Source organism: Pseudomethylobacillus aquaticus (assembly GCF_003730115.1).
Classification (GTDB): domain Bacteria; phylum Pseudomonadota; class Gammaproteobacteria; order Burkholderiales; family Methylophilaceae; genus Pseudomethylobacillus; species Pseudomethylobacillus aquaticus.
The window spans coordinates 153247-171193 of record NZ_RJVP01000005.1 but is presented as its reverse complement, the minus strand read 5'-3'; the positions used below and the strand labels follow the sequence as shown (position 1 = coordinate 171193).

Here is a 17947-nt window from a genome sequence, read left to right as displayed (position 1 = left end):
CGCATCATCCCATGCCCAGCCAGACGCACCGCACCTGATTTTAGTTGCTAATTTTTAGTTCGTAGGATGCTATATGGCAGACAATCTACCCACTGCCCTGGTGATCGAAGATGACCCTTCGATCGCCATGCTGCTGCAATTTTTGCTGCAGCGGGCGGGTTATGACACTCAAGTACTGGAAGACGGCCGTGCCGCAACTGCACTGATCACCCCGGAAGCACCGCCTCATCTGGTGATCCTGGACATCATGCTGCCCTATGTGGATGGCATCGAGCTACTGCGCCAGATGCGTGAACAAGCCAGCTGGAAAGACACCATCATCATCATGCTCACCACCAAGTCCCACGAAAGCGACATCGTGCGGGCACTGGAGCTGGGGGCCAATGATTATGTAGTCAAACCCTTCCAGCCGAATGAAGTACTGGCCAGAATCCGACGTCATGTCAAAACGGCCTGAGCGGCAGACAAGCCGCCTGCGTGACGCGCTTGCCATGGTTTGCCTGCTGGCCAGCCTGGCAGCACATGCAGCCGCGCTGGAAACTGCGCAGCAAAAGATGCAGACGCAAGATTACGCAGCCGCCGAGCAGTTGCTGCGCGAGGTATTGAACAGTGAACCGGACAACGTCGAAGCCCGCGCCCTGCTGGCGCGCAGCCTGCTGCGTCAGCAACGTTATGCCGAGGCCGCAGAGGCGTATCAATGGCTGCTGACACGTTATCCGCAGGACTCTGACGTCGCCCTCGGGCTGGCGCAAAGCCATCTCTGGGGTGGCGAACCACAAGCCGCCCTGGATGTGGTGACGCCCGCGCGCGAACACAACCCCGCCTATGCCGATCTGTGGCGGCTGAATATCCAGGCCTTGATGAGCCTGCAAGTACCGCAACGCGATCAGGCACTCAGCCTGCAGACCGAGGCAGCCCAACTGTTCCCGCAGGCCAGCTGGGACCTGGTACCGCCAGCGATGCCCGCTAGCAGCGAACCGGGCATCGTGCTCACCAACATAGAACGCACGCTGGACCCGCGCCACGACCAGCAGGTGGAGCTCAGCCTGTTCCAGGACTTCCTGTCCCGAGGCAACCGCAACTGGCAAGGCGTGCAACTGGACCTGATCCATCGCATTGGTCCGCGCCAAGTGGTGTATGGTGCGCTGCGGCGCAGCGAGCGTTTCGACGAAACGGACCATGAGCTGATGGCCGGGGCTTACCTGCCGCTCAATCAACGGCTGACCTTGAACGTGGAAGGGATGTATAGCCCGGCCCACAAGGTGGTCGCCAGGAACAGCCTGCTGGCCAGCCTGCAATATGCACTCGATGACGGCTGGGTGCTGCACGCAGGCGTGCGCCATGCCGAATATAACGCCTCCAGCGCCACGTTATTGCCCTTGGGCGTGGAACGTTATGTGGGCAACTGGCGCTTCGCTTACAGCCCCACGCCCATTTTCACCGAAGGGCGCACCCTGTATAACCACCGCATACAAGTATCACGCTATTACCATGACAACAGCTTCATCACGGCAAGCTATAGCCGCGGTGAGGAGTCGGATCAGTTCCTGTCCACTTTCCTGATCAGCGATGTTTACAGCTTCGGCCTCAATGGCCGCCACTGGCTCAATCAGGACTGGGCGGTGAGCTGGCAGCTCAATCAGACCCAGCAGGGTGACTCATATCAGCGTAACGGGATAGGTATTGGCCTACGCCGCGCATTTTGATTGGCTGATGCAGCTGGACCCACTGGTACAGGGCGTGTTCTGGCTGGGGGTGGGCGCACTCGCGCTCACGCTGGTGGCCATGGTCTGCCTGATCCTGCAGCGCATGGTCTCACTGCATCGTGAACGCAACACACGCCAGTTCCTGGCCGAATGGCGGCCGCTGATCAGTCGTGCGCTGGCGGGTGACGACAAGCTGGTGCTGCCTAAACTGCCTGCAGTCTACCTGCTGGATTTTTTGCAACTGTGGCTGCATTATCAGGAATCCCTGCGTGGTGAATCACACCAGCTGCTTAACCAGATCTTCGCGCAACAAGCGCTGCGCCGCAGGCTGCACCGTCTGCTCAAGCACGGTAATCTGCGCCAGCGCCTGTTGGCCGCCACCACGGTCGGGCACTTGCAGGACGGGGAGATGTGGGAGGTGCTGGTCCGCTTGATGCACAAGCATTCCCCCATCGCCATCGTGGCGGCTCGCAGTCTGGTGCAGATCGACGCCCAGCGTGCAGCGCCGCTGGTGATCCCGCAGATCCTTGCGCATCGCGACTGGTCGCAAGCGCGCCTGTCCAATCTGTTATCGAATGAAGGCAGTGCGCTGGTGCCACCCTTGCTGGAAGCCATAGGCCTGGCTGCCTGGCAAAAACTGCCCCATCTGGGACGCTTGATGCGCTTGCTGGAACCGATAGGCTTCCACCCGGACAAGCAGTTCCTGGCGCCCATCCTGATCGGCAATGAAGATCCGGGCACCCTGCTTTCGGCGCTGCGCCTGTTCCGCAGTCCGCAAGACATCCATCTGGTGCACCTGCACCTGCAACATCCAGACTGGCATGTACGCGCTGAAGTGGCCAGCACACTGGGCAGACTGGGTTCGGCTGACGATCTGCCCCATCTGGAGCAGTTGTTGCAAGCCCGGGAATGGGGCGTACGTCGTCAGGCCGCACGCGCACTGGTGGCTGCGCCGTTCATTCAACCCGGCACACTGGACGCCCTGATACAGCAGCACCGGGGTGAACACGCAGCGGCCGCTCTGCAACAAGCCATCGCCGATCTGGAGTTCAAATGAACTGGCAAGCCTGGGTGGAGATCAGCCAGTGGCTGATCCTGCTTTATTTCATCAGCATGAACTGCGGCTACTTGCTGCTGAATCTGCTCTCCTTGCGCAGCATGCGCGAATACATCAGCAGTGGCGTGTTGCACACGCTGCCCCAACCCCACTCCGGACTGGAACCCGCTGTGAGTATTTTGGTGCCAGCCTATAACGAGCAAGCCACCATCGCCGGTTCGCTGTTGTCCATGCTGCAACTCAGCTACCCCAACTTCGAGATCGTGGTCATCAACGATGGCTCCAGGGATGACACGCTGGAGGTGCTGAAACGCGAATTCGCGCTGGCAGTATATCCGGAAGATTATGACGACCGCATCGCCACCAAGCCGGTACGCGGTATCTACCGTTCCATGCGTTACCCCAACCTGCGTGTCATCGACAAAGAAAATGGCGGCAAGGCCGATTCACTCAATGCCGGTATCAACGCCGCACGCCATCCGCTGTTCTGTGGCGTGGACGCGGACACGGTGCTGCAGCGCGACAGCATGCAGCGCATCGTGCAGCCGTTTCTGGATGACAACCGCGTGGTTGCCACGGGGGGCACGGTACGCATCGCCAATGGCTGCGAGGTGAGCGGCGGTTATCTCACCAAGATCGGTCTGCCACGCAATCTGCTGGCCCTGTTCCAGGTGGTGGAATACCTGCGTGCATTCCTGTTCGGGCGCCTGGGCTGGAGCAGCATCCAGGGCTTGTTGATCATTTCCGGCGCATTCGGCGTGTTCAAGCGCGACGTGGTGCAAGAGATCGGCGGCTATCGCACCGACACGGTAGGCGAGGACATGGAACTGGTGGTACGCATGCACCGCCTGCTGCGTGAGCAGGGCCGCGCCTACCGTATCGTGTTCTTGCCAGACCCGGTGTGCTGGACCGAAGCGCCGGAAGACCTGCGTACGCTGCGCAATCAGCGCATCCGTTGGCAGCGCGGCTTGTCCGAGAGCCTGTCCAGCAACTTCGGATTGATGCTCAGCCGCAAGGGCGGCGTGCCAGGCTGGGTCACCTTCCCGTTCATGATGATCTTCGAATGGCTGGGCCCGCTGCTGGAAGTGCTGGGTTATCTGCTGATGGTGCTGTTTTTCATCTTCGATATGATCTCCTGGCAGATGTTCGCCATCTTCATGTTCGCCACGTTCAGCTTCGGCGTGCTGCTGTCGCTGTCCGGTCTGTTGCTGGAAGAGATCTCGTTCAGCCTGTACAAGAAACCCCAGCATCTGCTGTGGCTGATCTTTGCTGTCATCGTGGAGAACTTCGGCTATCGCCAGCTCAACTCGATCTGGCGTTTGCGCGGCCTGTTCCGCTGGGCGATAGGCACCAAACACCAGTGGGGTGACATGAAGCGCAAAGCAAGCTGGCAACAAAGCTGAGTTAACGGCAGTCAGGCGGGCGGCGATGCTTTAAAATGCCGCCATGCCTCATATCACACTCGACAACGCTTCTCTGGCCTATGGCCACCATCCACTTCTGGACCACGCCAGTTTCCAGCTCGACCCGGGCGAACGCGTCGGCCTGATCGGCCGTAATGGCGCCGGTAAATCCAGCCTGCTCAAAGTCATGGCGGGCGACAGCAAGCTAGACGATGGCAGACTGTGGGTGGCACCCGGCCTGCGCGTGGTGTACGTGCCACAAGAACCACAGCTGGACGCTGAGCACACCATCTTCGAAGCGGTCTCGGAAGGCCTTGGTAATCTGCAGCAACTGCTGGTGGATTACCACCATGTCACCCAGCAGATGGCTGACCCGGCAGCAGATATCGACAGCCTGCTGGAGCAGATGCAACACCTGCAGCACGAGCTGGATGCCGTCAATGGCTGGCAGTCGCAGAGCCGCATCGAAACCGTGCTCAGTCGCCTGGGCCTGTCTGCCGACCAGTCGGTAGGCGCACTTTCCGGCGGCTGGCGCAAACGCGTCGCACTGGCACGCGCCTTGGTGGCAGAGCCGGAAGTGCTGCTGCTGGACGAACCCACCAACCACCTGGACCTGGCCGCCATCGAATGGCTGGAAGAACTGCTGCTGGGCTTCAGCGGCAGTGTGCTGTTCATCACCCATGACCGCCGCTTCTTGGACCGCCTGGCCACGCGCATCGTGGAACTGGACCGTGGCAATCTCACCGATTTCGTCGGCAGCTACAGCCAATATCTGGTCAAAAAGGAAGAACTGCTGGCGGTGGAAGCCACCCATGCGGCCAAATTCGACAAGGTGCTGGCGCAGGAAGAAGCCTGGATACGCCAGGGCATCAAAGCGCGCCGCACGCGTAACGAAGGCCGCGTACGCCAGCTTGAAAGACTGCGCCTGGAACGCGCTGCACGCCGCGAGCGTCAGGGCAAGGTGCAACTCGCGCTGGACAGCGGCGAACGCTCCGGCAAACTGGTGGCCGTGCTGGAAGGCGTCAACAAGGCCTACGGCGAGCGCACACTGATCAGCAACTTCAGCACGCGCATCCTGCGTGGCGACCGCATCGGTCTGCTCGGCCCCAACGGTGCAGGCAAGACCACGCTGCTCAAACTGATCCTGGGCGAACTGGAAGCAGACAGCGGCGACATCCAGCGCGGCACCAACCTCAACATCGCTTATTTCGATCAGATGCGCGAGCAACTGGATGAAGAAGCCACGCTGGCCGACACCATCAGCCCGGGCTCGGAATTCGTGCAGATCGGCAACGAGCGCAAGCACGTCATCAGCTATCTGGAAGACTTCCTGTTCCCGCCACAACGCTCACGCTCGCCGGTGAAATCGCTGTCTGGTGGCGAGCGCAACCGGCTGCTGCTGGCGCGCCTGTTCGCCCGCCCCGCGAACGTACTGGTGCTGGATGAACCCACCAACGACCTCGATATCGACACGCTGGAACTGCTGGAAAGCCTGCTGCAAGAATTCGATGGCACGCTGTTCCTGGTCAGCCATGACCGCGCCTTCCTGGAGAATACCGTCACCCAGATTATTGCCTTCGAAGGCAATGGCAAGCTGGACGAATTCGGCGGTGGTTATGACGACTGGCTGCGCTTCACGCGTCAGCGCAGCGCCGATGCGGCCAGCAACCTCAAATCCGAACGCAAGACCAACACCGCAACGCCTGTCCCCGCCCCAGCAGCGGCCAAGCCTGCCAAACTCAGCTTCAAACAACAAAAAGAGCTGGACAGCCTGCCAGCCCAGATCGATGACCTGGAGCAACAACTCGCCAGTATGCAACTCCAACTGGCTGACCCCAAACTGTACAAGGACGCACCGGGCACCGCGGCCAGCCTGCAAGTCAAGATCAACCAGACAGAACTGGCCATCCAGACGGCCATGCAACGCTGGGAAGAATTAGCCAGTCTGGCGGATTGATCCGATCAAGCAGATTTCATCTAGACTCTCATGGGGGTCATGCCACACTCAAAAGTGTATGGCACTTAACTGACCCGCGTAGGGCGCAATAACCAAGGGGCATTGCGCCGGACACTTCAGCCTCGATACACTTTCCTGCATGGACTACAGGCGCGTATGGCATGCAGGCGGTGCCTATTTCTTCACCGTTAATTTATTGCAACGGCGAGAGAATGATTTATTGCTTCGCCATGTCGATTCGCTACGTCTAGTAGTGTTATCTGTACAGCAGCGCCATCCTTTCACCATCCATGGCTGGGTCGTCTTGCCCGACCATCTGCATGCCCTGATTGAATTGCCAGCTAACGATGCCGATTACGCTACCCGGTGGCGATTGATCAAGTCGGAATTTTCCAAGAGTATTCCTGATCGGGAATACCGATCTGCCACCAGACGCAAGCGCGGGGAGCGCGGCGTTTGGCAAAGACGCTATTGGGAGCATTGCATTCGGGATGAGGCCGATTACCGGGCCCACATGGACTACATGCACATCAACCCGGTCAAACATGGCTTGGTGAGCATGGTAAAAGACTGGCCCCATTCGACATTCCACCGACTGGTAAAGCAAGGGATCTACACTGTTGACTGGGCAGGTGGAAACGAGGATCTCTTGAGCTATTCAGATTGATGCTCGATACGGCGCAATGCCCGTTGGTTATTGCGCCCTACGCGAGCTCAGCAAACGAACTGCGCAAAACGGTTTCTGCACGACGCGCTCGTGGGCCAAACAAACATCCAACCAAGGAGCAAGTTGCAGTGCGATACAGTCCTGAAGTTCTTGCTTATTTCCGCGCCACTGGTGCAGGTTGGCAGACTCGCATGGACGATGCTTTGCGGGAATACGTATCTCAGCACAAGACCACTTAGCGCCACCAGAAATAAATCAAGTCAGACGTCGCCTTGGAATCACTTAATTAAGCGCATGCCTCGGCCGGCCGGCCGACACCTGCCATCACTGGTCAAATGCAACACATCACAGGTACCATAAGCCTGACTCATTAATCTGCCAAGCGCAGCGCACCTCACATGCCAAAACAAGAAGAATTAGTCCCCCATATCAGCCTGTGGCAGGCCGTACGTTACTGGTTCAAGCTAGGTTGCATCAGTTTTGGCGGGCCGGCCGGCCAGATCGCCATCATGCATGAAGACCTGGTGGAGAAAAGACGCTGGATCTCGGAGCGCCGTTTTCTGCATGCTCTCAACTACTGCATGCTGCTGCCAGGGCCGGAGGCGCAGCAACTGGCCACCTATATCGGCTGGCTGATGCACCGCACCTGGGGTGGCTTGATCGCGGGGGGGCTGTTCGTGCTGCCATCCCTGCTGTTGCTGATGCTATTAAGCTGGGTCTACCTGCGTTTTGGCGAAGTGCCCGCCGTAGCTGCTGTACTGTATGGCATCAAACCGGCCGTGGTGGGCATCGTGGCGTTCGCGGCCTGGCGCATCGGGCGCAGGGTACTCAATAACATGCTGTTATGCGCCATCAGTCTGATGGCGTTTCTGGCGTTGACCGTGTTCCACCTCCCCTTCCCTTATGTGATCCTGTGCGCAGCCATCATCGGGGTGATCGGCGGCAAGTTTGCACCACACTATTTCCGTGCGACCAGCCCTGGTCATGCACCTAGTGGGGCTGAGCAGCATGCACCGGCCTTGATAGCCGATGACACGCCACCACCGCCACATGCGCGCTTTCAACTGCGCAAACTGCTGCTGGCCCTAGTCTGCGGCCTGCTCACCTGGCTAGCGGCCATGGCCGTGTTGCGCTGGAGCGGCCAGCCGGTGCTGCTGGACATGGCCAGCTTTTTCAGCAAGGCTGCCTTGCTGACCTTTGGCGGGGCGTATGCCGTGCTGCCTTATCTGTATCAGGGGGCGGTACAGAGTTTTGCCTGGCTGAGCCCTGCGCAGATGATGGACGGGCTGGCGCTGGGTGAGACCACGCCTGGCCCGCTGATCATGGTGGTGGCCTTCGTCGGTTTTGTCGGCGGCTGGGGTCAGGCGCTGTTCGGTGCGGACCAGTTGTTATGGGCAGGCATCGCGGCGGCGTGTGTGGTGACCTTTTTCACCTTTCTGCCCTCCTTCATTTTCATCTTCGCAGGTGGTCCCTTGGTGGAGTCAACGCGTGGCAACCTGCGCTTCACCGCGCCATTGACCGCGATCACTGCTGCCGTGGTGGGGGTGATCCTGAACCTGGCGGTGTTCTTCGCCATGCACATCACCTGGCCACAGGGCATGTCGTCAACACCCGACTGGTTCGCACTTTTTGCCAGCGTACTGGCACTGGTCCTGCTGATCCGTTTCAAGCTGGGCGTGCTGATGCTGATCGCGCTGTTCGCCTTACTGGGCCTTGCTTACCGGCTGATGACGTAGCCACTGTACAGCCTCAAAAATTGGCATATACTGGAGTCACAACAACACTAAATTTATAGGGGGAGCTTAGAAGTGAATCCTGTTACATTGTTCAAGTTGTTTTTCACCCCGTCCCGCGGTTGGCGCGCTTTGCTGGACAGCAAACCCAGCGTGCACCGGCTGTATCTCCTGCATGTCATCCCGTTCTCGCTTATCCCACCGCTCATGATCTATCTGGCGGGTAATAATCACAGCGAACTGCTGTTCAAGTTGCTGCCCGGCAACAAGCTGCTATTGGTGGCGCTGGCCATCTTCATCGTGCAACTGGTTGCAGTGCCGGTGATGGCCTCCATCATTCGACAATTGGCCGAGATCGCCGAGATCCACCCGCCGTTCAAAGATGCATTCACGCTGGCCGCCGTGGCGCCTACGCCCTTGTGGATGGCACCGGTGTTCCTGCTGATCCCGGATTTCTCGGTGAATATCGCCGTGACTTCGCTGGCGATGATGGCAGCGGCCGGCTTCATTTATTACGGCATCCCGGAAGTGTTCAACCTGCGTGAGCAGGGCCATGCCTTGCTGCTGTTCGGTGGCATCCTCATGGCTGGCATCATAGGCTGGGCCTTCCTGATGATCTGTTCACTGCTGGTATGGAGCAGCGTACAAAGCCTGGACTTCGCACCTGCCCTGAGCTGAGCGTCCGCTGCAGTCACCCTGTAAGCTGGTGGTGCCCCACGCCACCAGCTTTACTATTTGATGCGCATGAACAAACTGGACACTATGCAGTCCTAGCAAGGTAGCAATACTGTTACATTAGAGCCCTTGTCGTTAGGATCACGCATGAAATCATTATTCAATCCCATGGCCTGGATCGGCGTCGTCAGCTGTCTGATGCTACCTGCCGTCAGCCACGCCGCTTGCAGCGGCCTCTACAACCATCAGTTCACTACCTTGCAGGGCGACAAGGTCAACCTGTGCGAACACCAGCATCAAGCGATCCTGGTGGTAAACACCGCCAGCAAATGCGGCTTTACCCCGCAATTCGAGAAGCTGGAAAGCATGTACAGCAAATACAAGGACAAAGGCTTGCTGGTAGTGGGTTTCCCCTCCAACGATTTCCGTCAGGAACCTGCCAGTAACAAGGAGATCGGGGATTTCTGCAAGCTCACCTACGCTGTCAAATTCCCGATGATGGAAAAGACCTCTGTGGTCGGCCCACAAGCCAACCCGCTTTACCAACAGCTAACCAACATGACGCAGCAACCACCGATGTGGAATTTCTACAAATACCTGATCCTGCCAGGCGGCAAGCAGGTGTATGTCTACAGCAGCGATGTGGAGCCAGAATCCCATGAGGTGATGCGCAGGCTGAAACCGCATCTCAAGTGATCCGCAATAGAATCAGGACTATCCATTAAACCAGCGAGTTCAGACACACACACGCTGCTTAGTTGAATAAACCAAGGGCATGCTCCGGCCGGACCATGCACTTTGCCATTGCATCAAGGCGAATGCACTTAATCGGGGAAATTGGAGCGCGGCTCGATCAGGCGCTGGTACAACTGCAACATGCGTAAGGCCTGCGCCCGCGAAGTCCAGTGTTTGCTGGCATAGTGGTGTGCCGCCTGACCCAGCGCAGCACGTTCTTCATGATCTTGCAGCAGCTGATGCACCCGTCCGGCGAACTGCTGCACATCCGCTTCGGCGATGTGGGCGCCCTGCCCCTCGACCAGGATGGAACGCGTGCCCAGCTCCGCGATCGCCACCACGGGCACGGCTTGCGCCATCGCCTCCAGCAGCACCAAACCCTGCGTTTCCGAGCGCGAAGCGAACACAAAGATATCCGCTGCGTGGTAGCAGCTGTTGAGTTCTTTTTCCCTATCCAGATAGCCGATGAACATCACATTAGCCTGCAAACCCAGTTGCTCGTTCAGGGCGTGCAGACTGGCTTCTGCCGGGCCTTCTCCCGCGATCACCAGCAATACTTCGGGCTGCTGCTTGCGCAGCACATCCACCATGTGCAACAGGAAATCGATGCTTTTCTCGAACGCCACGCGCCCCACATACAGCAGCAACGGCCGCTCCGCAGGGATGCCATGCTGCTCACGGAAGCGTGCACCATCCCCTTCTACAAAACTGTGGGCCTGCAAGCCGGTAGGCACCACTTCTGCCAGCGTCTTCACGCCATAAGCACGTAACACATCCAGCATGGGCTGCGATGGTGCGATGATGGCATCCACCGCATTGCACTGCCTGCGTGACACGAAACGCGCAAAACTGCGTGAAAAACCACTGGGTAGCCAGGGCAGATAATGGTGCAGATAATCTTCGAAGAAGGTGTGGTAGGTCTCAACCACTGGCACATCCAGCAGATGCGCCAGCTTGAGGCCCAGATAATGCGCGACGAACGGGGTGTGGATATGGATCAGGTCATAGTTGGCACGACGCAGCTCGATCAGCCGGTCCAGCGCCTGCCCGTAACGCATCAGCTTGTCTTCGGGGTCGAAGTAGATGCCGCGCGCCGGGATACGCTTGATCCAGTGTTCATCGGCTGTGGTGATGCCGTAATCCGGGGCGATCAGATCGACATGATGCCCCAGCGCCTGGAACTCATGCACAAAGGTGCGGATGGATGTGGAGACACCATTGATGCGTGGAAAATAAACATCGGAGATGAAGAGGATTTTCACACGTGGCTCGCTTTGACGACTGGGTTCAGATTCATGCGCAGCATGCTAACCCGAGTTTATGACAATCACATGAATGCCATCAAAATGTCACGCAAGCCAACCAAAACACTGCAAACTGCCGTGCAGGGGCGCGGCATCTTGCGCCTGTCTTTATACTGATACCGGCTCGTGCTTGCACGCGCTTATATCACTCGCACTTATACCAATAGCAAAGCCCACACCACCGCCAGATTCACCAGGCTGACCAGCACCGCGGCACTGCCGATGTCCTTGGCACGCTTGGCGAGCAGGTGATTCTCCAGCGAAATGCGGTCCACTGTGGCTTCGATGGATGAATTGAGCAATTCCACCATCATCACCAGCAATACTGCGGCGATCATGATGGCACGCTCGATGCCGGTATCGCCCAGGTAGAAGGCCAGCGGAATGAGCACGATGGCCATGCGCACTTCCTGACGGAAGGCGTCTTCGTTCTTGTAGGCTGCGCTCAGCCCGGCCAGCGAATAACCGAACGCGTTGATCAATCGGCGCAGGCCGGTCTTGCCTTTGTATGGACTTTCCATGGAGGTTCCTGAATCGCGGTATATGGTTTGCGTCGCAGTATAGCAAACACCGGCACAGCGGCTTCGCTGTCACAATAAAATCATGAAAGCGCCACAATCACGTCATGCCGGGCACGCATTGTGGCCAGCATGGCCAATCCAGATTGCAGCGCTGTCCAGGGAACACACCTCGCATGAGCAAACGGCGCAGTGACCGACGCCTGCTCACCGCGACCGTGTGGCTGATGCCGCTGGTGACATTCAGCCAGGATGCCAACGCCTGGGGACTGGTCACCCATGTCTATTTTGCACAATCGCTGTTGTGGGCGATGCCTTTGCTGGACCCGCGCCTGCAACGCGCCATCCGCCGCTTTCCCGAACTGGTGATGGCGGGCTCCTGCTTGCCGGACCTGGCCATCGTGTCGCGTGATTTTCGTGGCACGCATGCCTGGGACCAAGCTTACCGACTGCTGACACAGGCAGAAGATGATGCCGAGACCGCGATCGCCATCGGTTATGCCAGCCACTTGTACGTGGATGTGGTTGCACACAATCACTTTGTCCCTGCACATGAGGCCATGTGGCAGCAAAACAGCATCGTCACGCACATTGCCGCCGAATGGGCCATGGATGCCCATCTGGGCCCGCTGCTGGATATCACCCCTGGCCAATTACTCAAACGCCACAAACACAGCCTGACTCCCAGCATCACACGCTTGTTCGGTTGCTCTGTGTTACGTGCCGAACTGGCACTAGGCCGGCTGAGCTTCTGGGATAGCGTGCTGCGCCGCTTGCGCATCCCTGGCCTGATCTATCAGGGTACGCGCTTGCTGAACCGGCAGGTGGTTGAACATTTCACCTACTACATCGCCAAGACACAGACGGCGCTGTTCGAGATCGGCAGCGTGCTCACTGGCAAGCGTCCGCACTGGGAAGCCGAACTCAAGCACTTGTCAGAAGAAGAACTTGCACGCTGGCGCGCCGCTTGCCTGCAACACCTGCGTGCACAGCATCCGGTGCCCATCCATTACTTTGACAAAGCCTTGCAGCAGACCATCCTGGGCAACCTGCCGGGCTAGTCTGCAGCGCGGCTAGCCTTAGTCACACCCCGAGAGCCTTCAGCAAGCACCCGACAGTGGTCTGAGCTGGTCTCCTGGTCTCATGGCATTCATCTCGCCAAACATTTATCGAAGCATTTATCCAATCATGGCGTAAAAAAACCAGCCATCTGGCTGGTCTGTGGGTGTAAAGCTTATGGTGCAAGTATCAAGCGTCACTAGTCGCCAGCCTTTGGCCAGCTTGGATAAACGATATTAGGCGAGCAACAGCAGCGTGGCTGTGGCGATCAGGCCACCCAGTGTCGCGCCAGCCAGCACATCACTCGGGTAGTGCAATCCAAGCACTACGCGCGACATGCCGACCAGGATGGTGAACGGCAACAGCACAGGCGCCAGAGCCGGGAAGTAAGCCAGTGCCACGGTGCAAAAGCCCACGGCGTGCAAGGTGTGGCCAGACGGGAAGCTGAAGCGGTCCAGCGGGCGGCCGGTCAGCCAGATGTCCTGATGGACTTCATAAGGCCGGGGACGCAAGGTCTTGCCCTTCAGCCATTTATACAACAAAGTCCCCGCGATGCCGACCAGCGCCATGTGCAGCGCGGCGGTAGCGCCTTGTTGACCCTGCGTCAGGATCAGCAGGCACATCAGCGTGTACCAGAACACACCGTCACCCAGACGGCTGATGAGACGGAACAACCAGCGCACCCACAGATACTGGCTGGCGTGGTTGACGCGTATGCACAAGGAGCTGTCCAGCGCGTGCATGCGATGCAGGTACAAGCGGATCCTATACGTCACTGGGCACCTCCAACAGCTTCATCATGGCTTTTTTCATGTGCGCAGAATGGCATGCACGCATGAATAGCAGATGAATACTGGGTGTCATTTTTGTGACACCCACCTGGTGGCAAGGCTCGAACCAGAGAACTCAAGCCAGAGAACTCAAGCCAGATAGCTCAAGCGAGTGCGCTCAGGCCAGTGAGCTGACCACCTGTGCGATCTGTTCGGCCAGTTGCTGTACCAGCACGCCATCCTGGCCTTCCACCATGACACGGATCTTGGGCTCGGTACCGGAAGCACGCAGCAGCACCCGCCCCTGACCATTCAGCCTGGCCTCGGCTTGCTGTACTGCCTGTTGCAAGGCGGGCGTGGTCAGGTCCAGGCGCTGCTGTACCTTGACGTTGATGAGCACTTGCGGATACAGGACCAGTTGCGCACCCAGCGCGGCCAGGCTCATGTTCTGGCTCAGCATGGCATGCAGCACTTGCAAAGCGGCGATGATGCCATCACCACTGCTATGCTTGTCCAGACACAGAATGTGGCCGGAATTCTCGCCGCCCAGTTGCCAATCCTGTTCAGCCAGCAACTCCAGTACATAGCGGTCACCGACCTTGGCCCGCGCGAACGGAATACCTGCCGCAGCCAGCGCATGCTCCAGCGCTAGGTTGGTCATCAGCGTGCCGACCACCCCACCTTGCAGGCGCCCGCGTTGCTGACGGTGCATGGCGATGATGTACAGCAACTGGTCACCATCCAGCAAGCGGCCATGCGCATCCGCCATCATCACACGGTCACCGTCACCGTCGAAGGCGATACCCAGATCAGCGCCATGCTCGATCACGGCCGCGCACAGCCCTTCGGGATGCGTGGAGCCACAGTTGAGGTTGATGTTGAGGCCGTCAGGGTGATTGCCGATGGCGACCACTTCGGCGCCCAGTTCATGGAACACCGGCGTCGCCACATGGTAGGTCGCGCCATTGGCACAATCCAGCACGATCTTCATGCCACGCAGGTCGAGCGCGTTGGGGAAGGCACTCTTGCAGAATTCGATGTAGCGGCCAGGCGCATCGTTGATACGACGTGCCTTGCCCAGCCGTGCTGGCGAGATCACTTCCAGCGGCTTGTCCATTTCGGCTTCGATGGCCAACTCGACCTCGTCCGGCAGCTTGGTACCTTCCGCAGAGAAGAACTTGATGCCGTTATCCTCAAAGGGATTGTGCGAGGCGGTGATGACGATGCCGATCTGCGCGCGCAGTGCACGCGTCAGATAAGCCACCGCCGGGGTAGGCATGGGGCCGGTGAGCAGCACGTCCACACCGGCCGCAGACAAGCCCGCTTCCAGCGCAGCCTCCAGCATGTAGCCGGACAGGCGCGTGTCCTTGCCGATGATGACCGTGGCACGCTTGGCCGGGTCACTGCTGGCCAGCACCCGCCCTGCGGCATAACCAAGGCGCATGACAAAATCCGGCGTGATCGGAAACTGCCCCACACGCCCACGCACACCATCCGTCCCAAAATACTTTCTACTCATACAGCAAGGCTCCTGTTCATTGATTGGGTGGCTAGTCCAGCTCGCCCTGCACGGCCGCGACCACCTTCAGCGCGTCGCAGGTGGCTTTCACGTCATGTACCCGCAGAATGCTGGCGCCTTTCATGGCAGCGATCACGGCGGCGGCCAGGCTGGCATGCAGGCGCGCATCGACATCGTTGCCAGTGATCTGCCCCAATACCGACTTGCGTGACAAACCGATCAACAAGGGCTGTCCCAGCGCTCCCAGCTGCGGCAGGCGCTGCAGCAAGGTGAGGTTATGCAGGCTGCGCTTGCCGAACCCGAAACCCGGATCGAGCACGATGCGCGCCGCCGGGATGCCGGCTGCCATGGCGGCAGCTTTGCGAGCCTGCAGGAAGGTGGCGACCTCGGTCAGCACATCGCTGTAATGCGGTTCCTGCTGCATGGTGGCTGGCGTGCCCTGCATGTGCATGAGGCAAACGCCAGCCGTGCTGGCGGCCACGATCTCCAGCGCGCCTGGCTCCTGCAAGGCACGCACGTCGTTGACCAGATCAGCCCCGGCTGCGATGGCGGCCTGCATCACGGCAGGCTTGTAGGTATCGATGGAGATAGGGACGCTGACGCGTTGCGCCAGTGCCGTGATCACCGGGATCACGCGCGACAACTCCTCTTCCAGCGCGACCGGCGTAGCACCGGGACGGGTGGATTCCCCACCGATATCGAGGATATCCGCGCCCTCTTCCACCAGCTGTAGCGCATGCGCTACAGCCAGTTCGGTGGCCGCATAGCGACCACCATCCGAAAAGGAATCCGGCGTGACATTGACGATGCCCATGACCAGCGGCCTGGACAAGGCCAACACGTGTTTACCACAATGAAATTGCATGCTGCGATTATCCAATAAAAAAGCCACCCCTGCTTGCAGGCGTGGCTTGATGTGTCGCGTTCGAATCAGGTCTTGGCAGCGGCTTGTGGTGCAGTCTCACCGGCAGGCGCATTGCCTTTGCCACCCTTGTCGCCCGACGGCTTGATGACCACAGGTGGTGGCTTGGGCGCGCGTGGCGGCTTGCCATCCATGATGTCGTTGATCTGGTCTGCATCGATGGTTTCCCATTCCATCAGCGCCACGACCATGGCTTCCACCTTGTCACGGTTGTCTTCCAGCAACTTGCGGGCAACACCGTACTGCTCATCCAGGATGCGGCGCACTTCGGCATCCACCTTCTGCTGGGTGGCCTCCGAGATGGTGCGCGAACTCATGCTGCCGAACATGGAATCCTGCTCGTTGCCTGCATAGACCATGGTGCCCAGTGCATCGGACATGCCGTAACGGGTGACCATGTCACGTGCCAGCTTGGTGGCACGCTCAAAGTCGTTGGAAGCACCGGTGGACATCTGATGCATGAAGATCTCTTCGGCGATACGGCCACCGAACAGGATGGAGATCTCTTCCAGCATCTTGTCCTTGTAATTGCTGATGCGGTCGAACTCCGGCAACTGCCAGGTCAGGCCCAGTGCCCAGCCACGCGGCATGATGGTGACCTTGTGCACCGGGTCGGCCTTGGGCAGCAGCTTGGCGACCACGGCATGACCAGATTCGTGATAGGCGGTATTGCGGCGTTCTTCCTCACGCATCACCATGGAGCGGCGTTCCGGCCCCATGAAGATCTTGTCCTTGGCGTCTTCAAAGTCCTGCATGTCCACGCTGCGCTTGTTGCGGTTGGCCGCGATCAGTGCCGCTTCATTGACCAGATTAGCGAGATCTGCACCCGAGAAACCGGGGGTGCCGCGTGCCAATATATCGGCCTTGACGTCCATGTCGATAGGCACCTTGCGCATGTGTACCAGCAGGATCTGTTCGCGACCACGGATGTCCGGCAGACCGACCATGACCTGACGGTCGAAGCGGCCAGGACGTAGCAGCGCCTTGTCCAGCACATCGGCACGGTTGGTCGCTGCGATGACGATCACACCGGAGTTGGCTTCGAAACCATCCAGCTCGACCAGCAACTGGTTCAGCGTCTGTTCACGTTCGTCATTGCCACCGCCAGTACCGGCGCCACGATGACGACCGACCGCATCGATCTCGTCGATGAAGATGATGCACGGCGCACTTTTCTTGGCCTGCTCGAACATGTCGCGCACACGTGCCGCGCCCACACCGACGAACATCTCGACGAAATCAGAACCGGAAATGGTGAAGAACGGCACCTTGGCTTCACCTGCGATGGCCTTGGCCAGCAGGGTCTTGCCGGTACCTGGAGGGCCAACCATCAGCACACCACGCGGGATGCGTGCACCCAGCTTCTGGAACTTGCCCGGATCGCGCAGGAACTCCACCAGCTCGGAGACTTGTTCTTTGGATTCATCACAGCCTGCCACGTCGGCAAAGGTCACCTGATTGGCGCTTTCATCCAGCTGACGCGCACGGCTCTTGCCGAACGAGAACGCGCCGCCCTTTCCGCCGCCCTGCATCTGACGCATGAAAAATATCCATACGCCGATCAGTAGCAACATGGGGAACCAGGACACCAGGATATTCATGAGCAGCGAAGGCTGCTCTTCTGGTTTGGCTTCTACGGTGACATTATTCTTGAGCAGGTCGGACACCAGCCATGGGTCGGTGGGCGCGTAGGTGCTGAAGGTCTTGCCATCGCTGGAAACACCCTGGATGACATGGCCGTCGATGGTGACTTTGGCGATGCGGCCTTCTTTCACCTGCTCCATGAACTGCGAGTACACCAACTGGCTGCTGGCGGGTTGCTTGGTGGCGATCTGGTTGAAGACCGTCATCAGCACCAGTGCGACCACCAACCAGATGGCAATGTTTTTGAGCATATTGTTCAAGGCTATCGTCCCTATCCG

At 59.0% G+C, this 17947-nt stretch carries 17 protein-coding genes; 11 read left to right on the top strand and 6 right to left on the bottom strand.

From position 1 onward, the window contains the following. Nucleotides 1-73 precede the first annotated feature (73 nt). The 10 genes from ED236_RS10130 to ED236_RS10085 all read left to right on the top strand — a co-directional run bounded on the left by ED236_RS10130 (nucleotide 74) and on the right by ED236_RS10085 (nucleotide 9894). The gene (locus ED236_RS10130) at nucleotides 74-457 is read left to right on the top strand and encodes a response regulator transcription factor (protein ID WP_123237846.1); all 384 of its coding nucleotides are present in this window, start codon (nucleotides 74-76) and stop codon (nucleotides 455-457) included. Then, a complete protein-coding gene (locus ED236_RS10125) occupies nucleotides 441-1706 on the top strand; it encodes a YaiO family outer membrane beta-barrel protein (RefSeq protein WP_162299608.1) in 1266 nt (421 codons plus the stop codon). The genes ED236_RS10130 and ED236_RS10125 overlap by 17 nt, the downstream gene beginning before the upstream one ends. Nucleotides 1707-1713: 7 nt before the next feature. Next, entirely contained in the window at nucleotides 1714-2763 is a 1050-nt protein-coding gene (locus ED236_RS10120; protein ID WP_148042284.1) for a HEAT repeat domain-containing protein, read from the top strand. Then, complete coding sequence (locus ED236_RS10115; RefSeq protein ID WP_123237843.1) at nucleotides 2760-4166, top strand: glycosyltransferase family 2 protein; 1407 nt, start codon at nucleotides 2760-2762, stop codon at nucleotides 4164-4166. The genes ED236_RS10120 and ED236_RS10115 overlap by 4 nt, the downstream gene beginning before the upstream one ends. Nucleotides 4167-4209: 43 nt before the next feature. Next, nucleotides 4210-6123, top strand: coding sequence for an ATP-binding cassette domain-containing protein (locus ED236_RS10110; RefSeq protein ID WP_123237842.1), 1914 nt, complete (start codon nucleotides 4210-4212; stop codon nucleotides 6121-6123). 139 nt (nucleotides 6124-6262) lie between these two features. Then, on the top strand, nucleotides 6263-6790 hold the full coding sequence (locus tag ED236_RS10105; protein ID WP_123237841.1) for an REP-associated tyrosine transposase: 528 nt from the start codon (nucleotides 6263-6265) through the stop codon (nucleotides 6788-6790). Then, a complete protein-coding gene (locus tag ED236_RS10100; protein WP_123237840.1) occupies nucleotides 6790-7029 on the top strand; it encodes a BrnA antitoxin family protein in 240 nt (79 codons plus the stop codon). Before ED236_RS10105 ends, ED236_RS10100 begins: the two co-directional genes overlap by 1 nt. A gap of 159 nt (nucleotides 7030-7188) precedes the next feature. Beyond that, nucleotides 7189-8526 (top strand): chromate efflux transporter, encoded by a 1338-nt coding sequence (gene chrA, locus ED236_RS10095; RefSeq protein WP_123237839.1) that lies wholly within the window; start codon nucleotides 7189-7191, stop codon nucleotides 8524-8526. A gap of 72 nt (nucleotides 8527-8598) precedes the next feature. Then, a complete protein-coding gene (locus ED236_RS10090) occupies nucleotides 8599-9201 on the top strand; it encodes a Yip1 family protein (RefSeq protein ID WP_123237838.1) in 603 nt (200 codons plus the stop codon). 165 nt (nucleotides 9202-9366) lie between these two features. Next, the gene (locus tag ED236_RS10085) at nucleotides 9367-9894 is read left to right on the top strand and encodes a glutathione peroxidase (protein WP_123237837.1); all 528 of its coding nucleotides are present in this window, start codon (nucleotides 9367-9369) and stop codon (nucleotides 9892-9894) included. Nucleotides 9895-10022: 128 nt separating this feature from the next. Here the strand turns inward: ED236_RS10085 and ED236_RS10080 are convergent, their stop codons facing one another. Further along, entirely contained in the window at nucleotides 10023-11195 is a 1173-nt protein-coding gene (locus tag ED236_RS10080) for a glycosyltransferase (protein ID WP_123237836.1), read from the bottom strand. 197 nt (nucleotides 11196-11392) lie between these two features. Further along, entirely contained in the window at nucleotides 11393-11758 is a 366-nt protein-coding gene (locus ED236_RS10075) for a diacylglycerol kinase (RefSeq protein WP_123237835.1), read from the bottom strand. A gap of 173 nt (nucleotides 11759-11931) precedes the next feature. On the opposite strand from ED236_RS10075, the gene ED236_RS10070 reads away from it, so the two are divergent. Further along, a complete protein-coding gene (locus tag ED236_RS10070) occupies nucleotides 11932-12816 on the top strand; it encodes a zinc dependent phospholipase C family protein (protein ID WP_123237834.1) in 885 nt (294 codons plus the stop codon). A gap of 234 nt (nucleotides 12817-13050) precedes the next feature. On the opposite strand, the gene ED236_RS10065 is transcribed toward ED236_RS10070, so the two are convergent. The 4 genes from ED236_RS10065 to ftsH form a co-directional block, all read right to left on the bottom strand. Next, a complete protein-coding gene (locus tag ED236_RS10065; RefSeq protein ID WP_240032117.1) occupies nucleotides 13051-13590 on the bottom strand; it encodes a phosphatase PAP2 family protein in 540 nt (179 codons plus the stop codon). Nucleotides 13591-13762: 172 nt separating this feature from the next. Further along, on the bottom strand, nucleotides 13763-15103 hold the full coding sequence (gene glmM / locus ED236_RS10060; protein ID WP_123237833.1) for a phosphoglucosamine mutase: 1341 nt from the start codon (nucleotides 15101-15103) through the stop codon (nucleotides 13763-13765). Between the two features lie 31 nt (nucleotides 15104-15134). Beyond that, entirely contained in the window at nucleotides 15135-15968 is an 834-nt protein-coding gene (gene folP / locus ED236_RS10055; protein WP_123237903.1) for a dihydropteroate synthase, read from the bottom strand. A gap of 65 nt (nucleotides 15969-16033) precedes the next feature. Further along, on the bottom strand, nucleotides 16034-17929 hold the full coding sequence (ftsH, locus tag ED236_RS10050) for an ATP-dependent zinc metalloprotease FtsH (protein ID WP_123237832.1): 1896 nt from the start codon (nucleotides 17927-17929) through the stop codon (nucleotides 16034-16036). Between the last annotated feature and the right edge of the window lie 18 nt (nucleotides 17930-17947).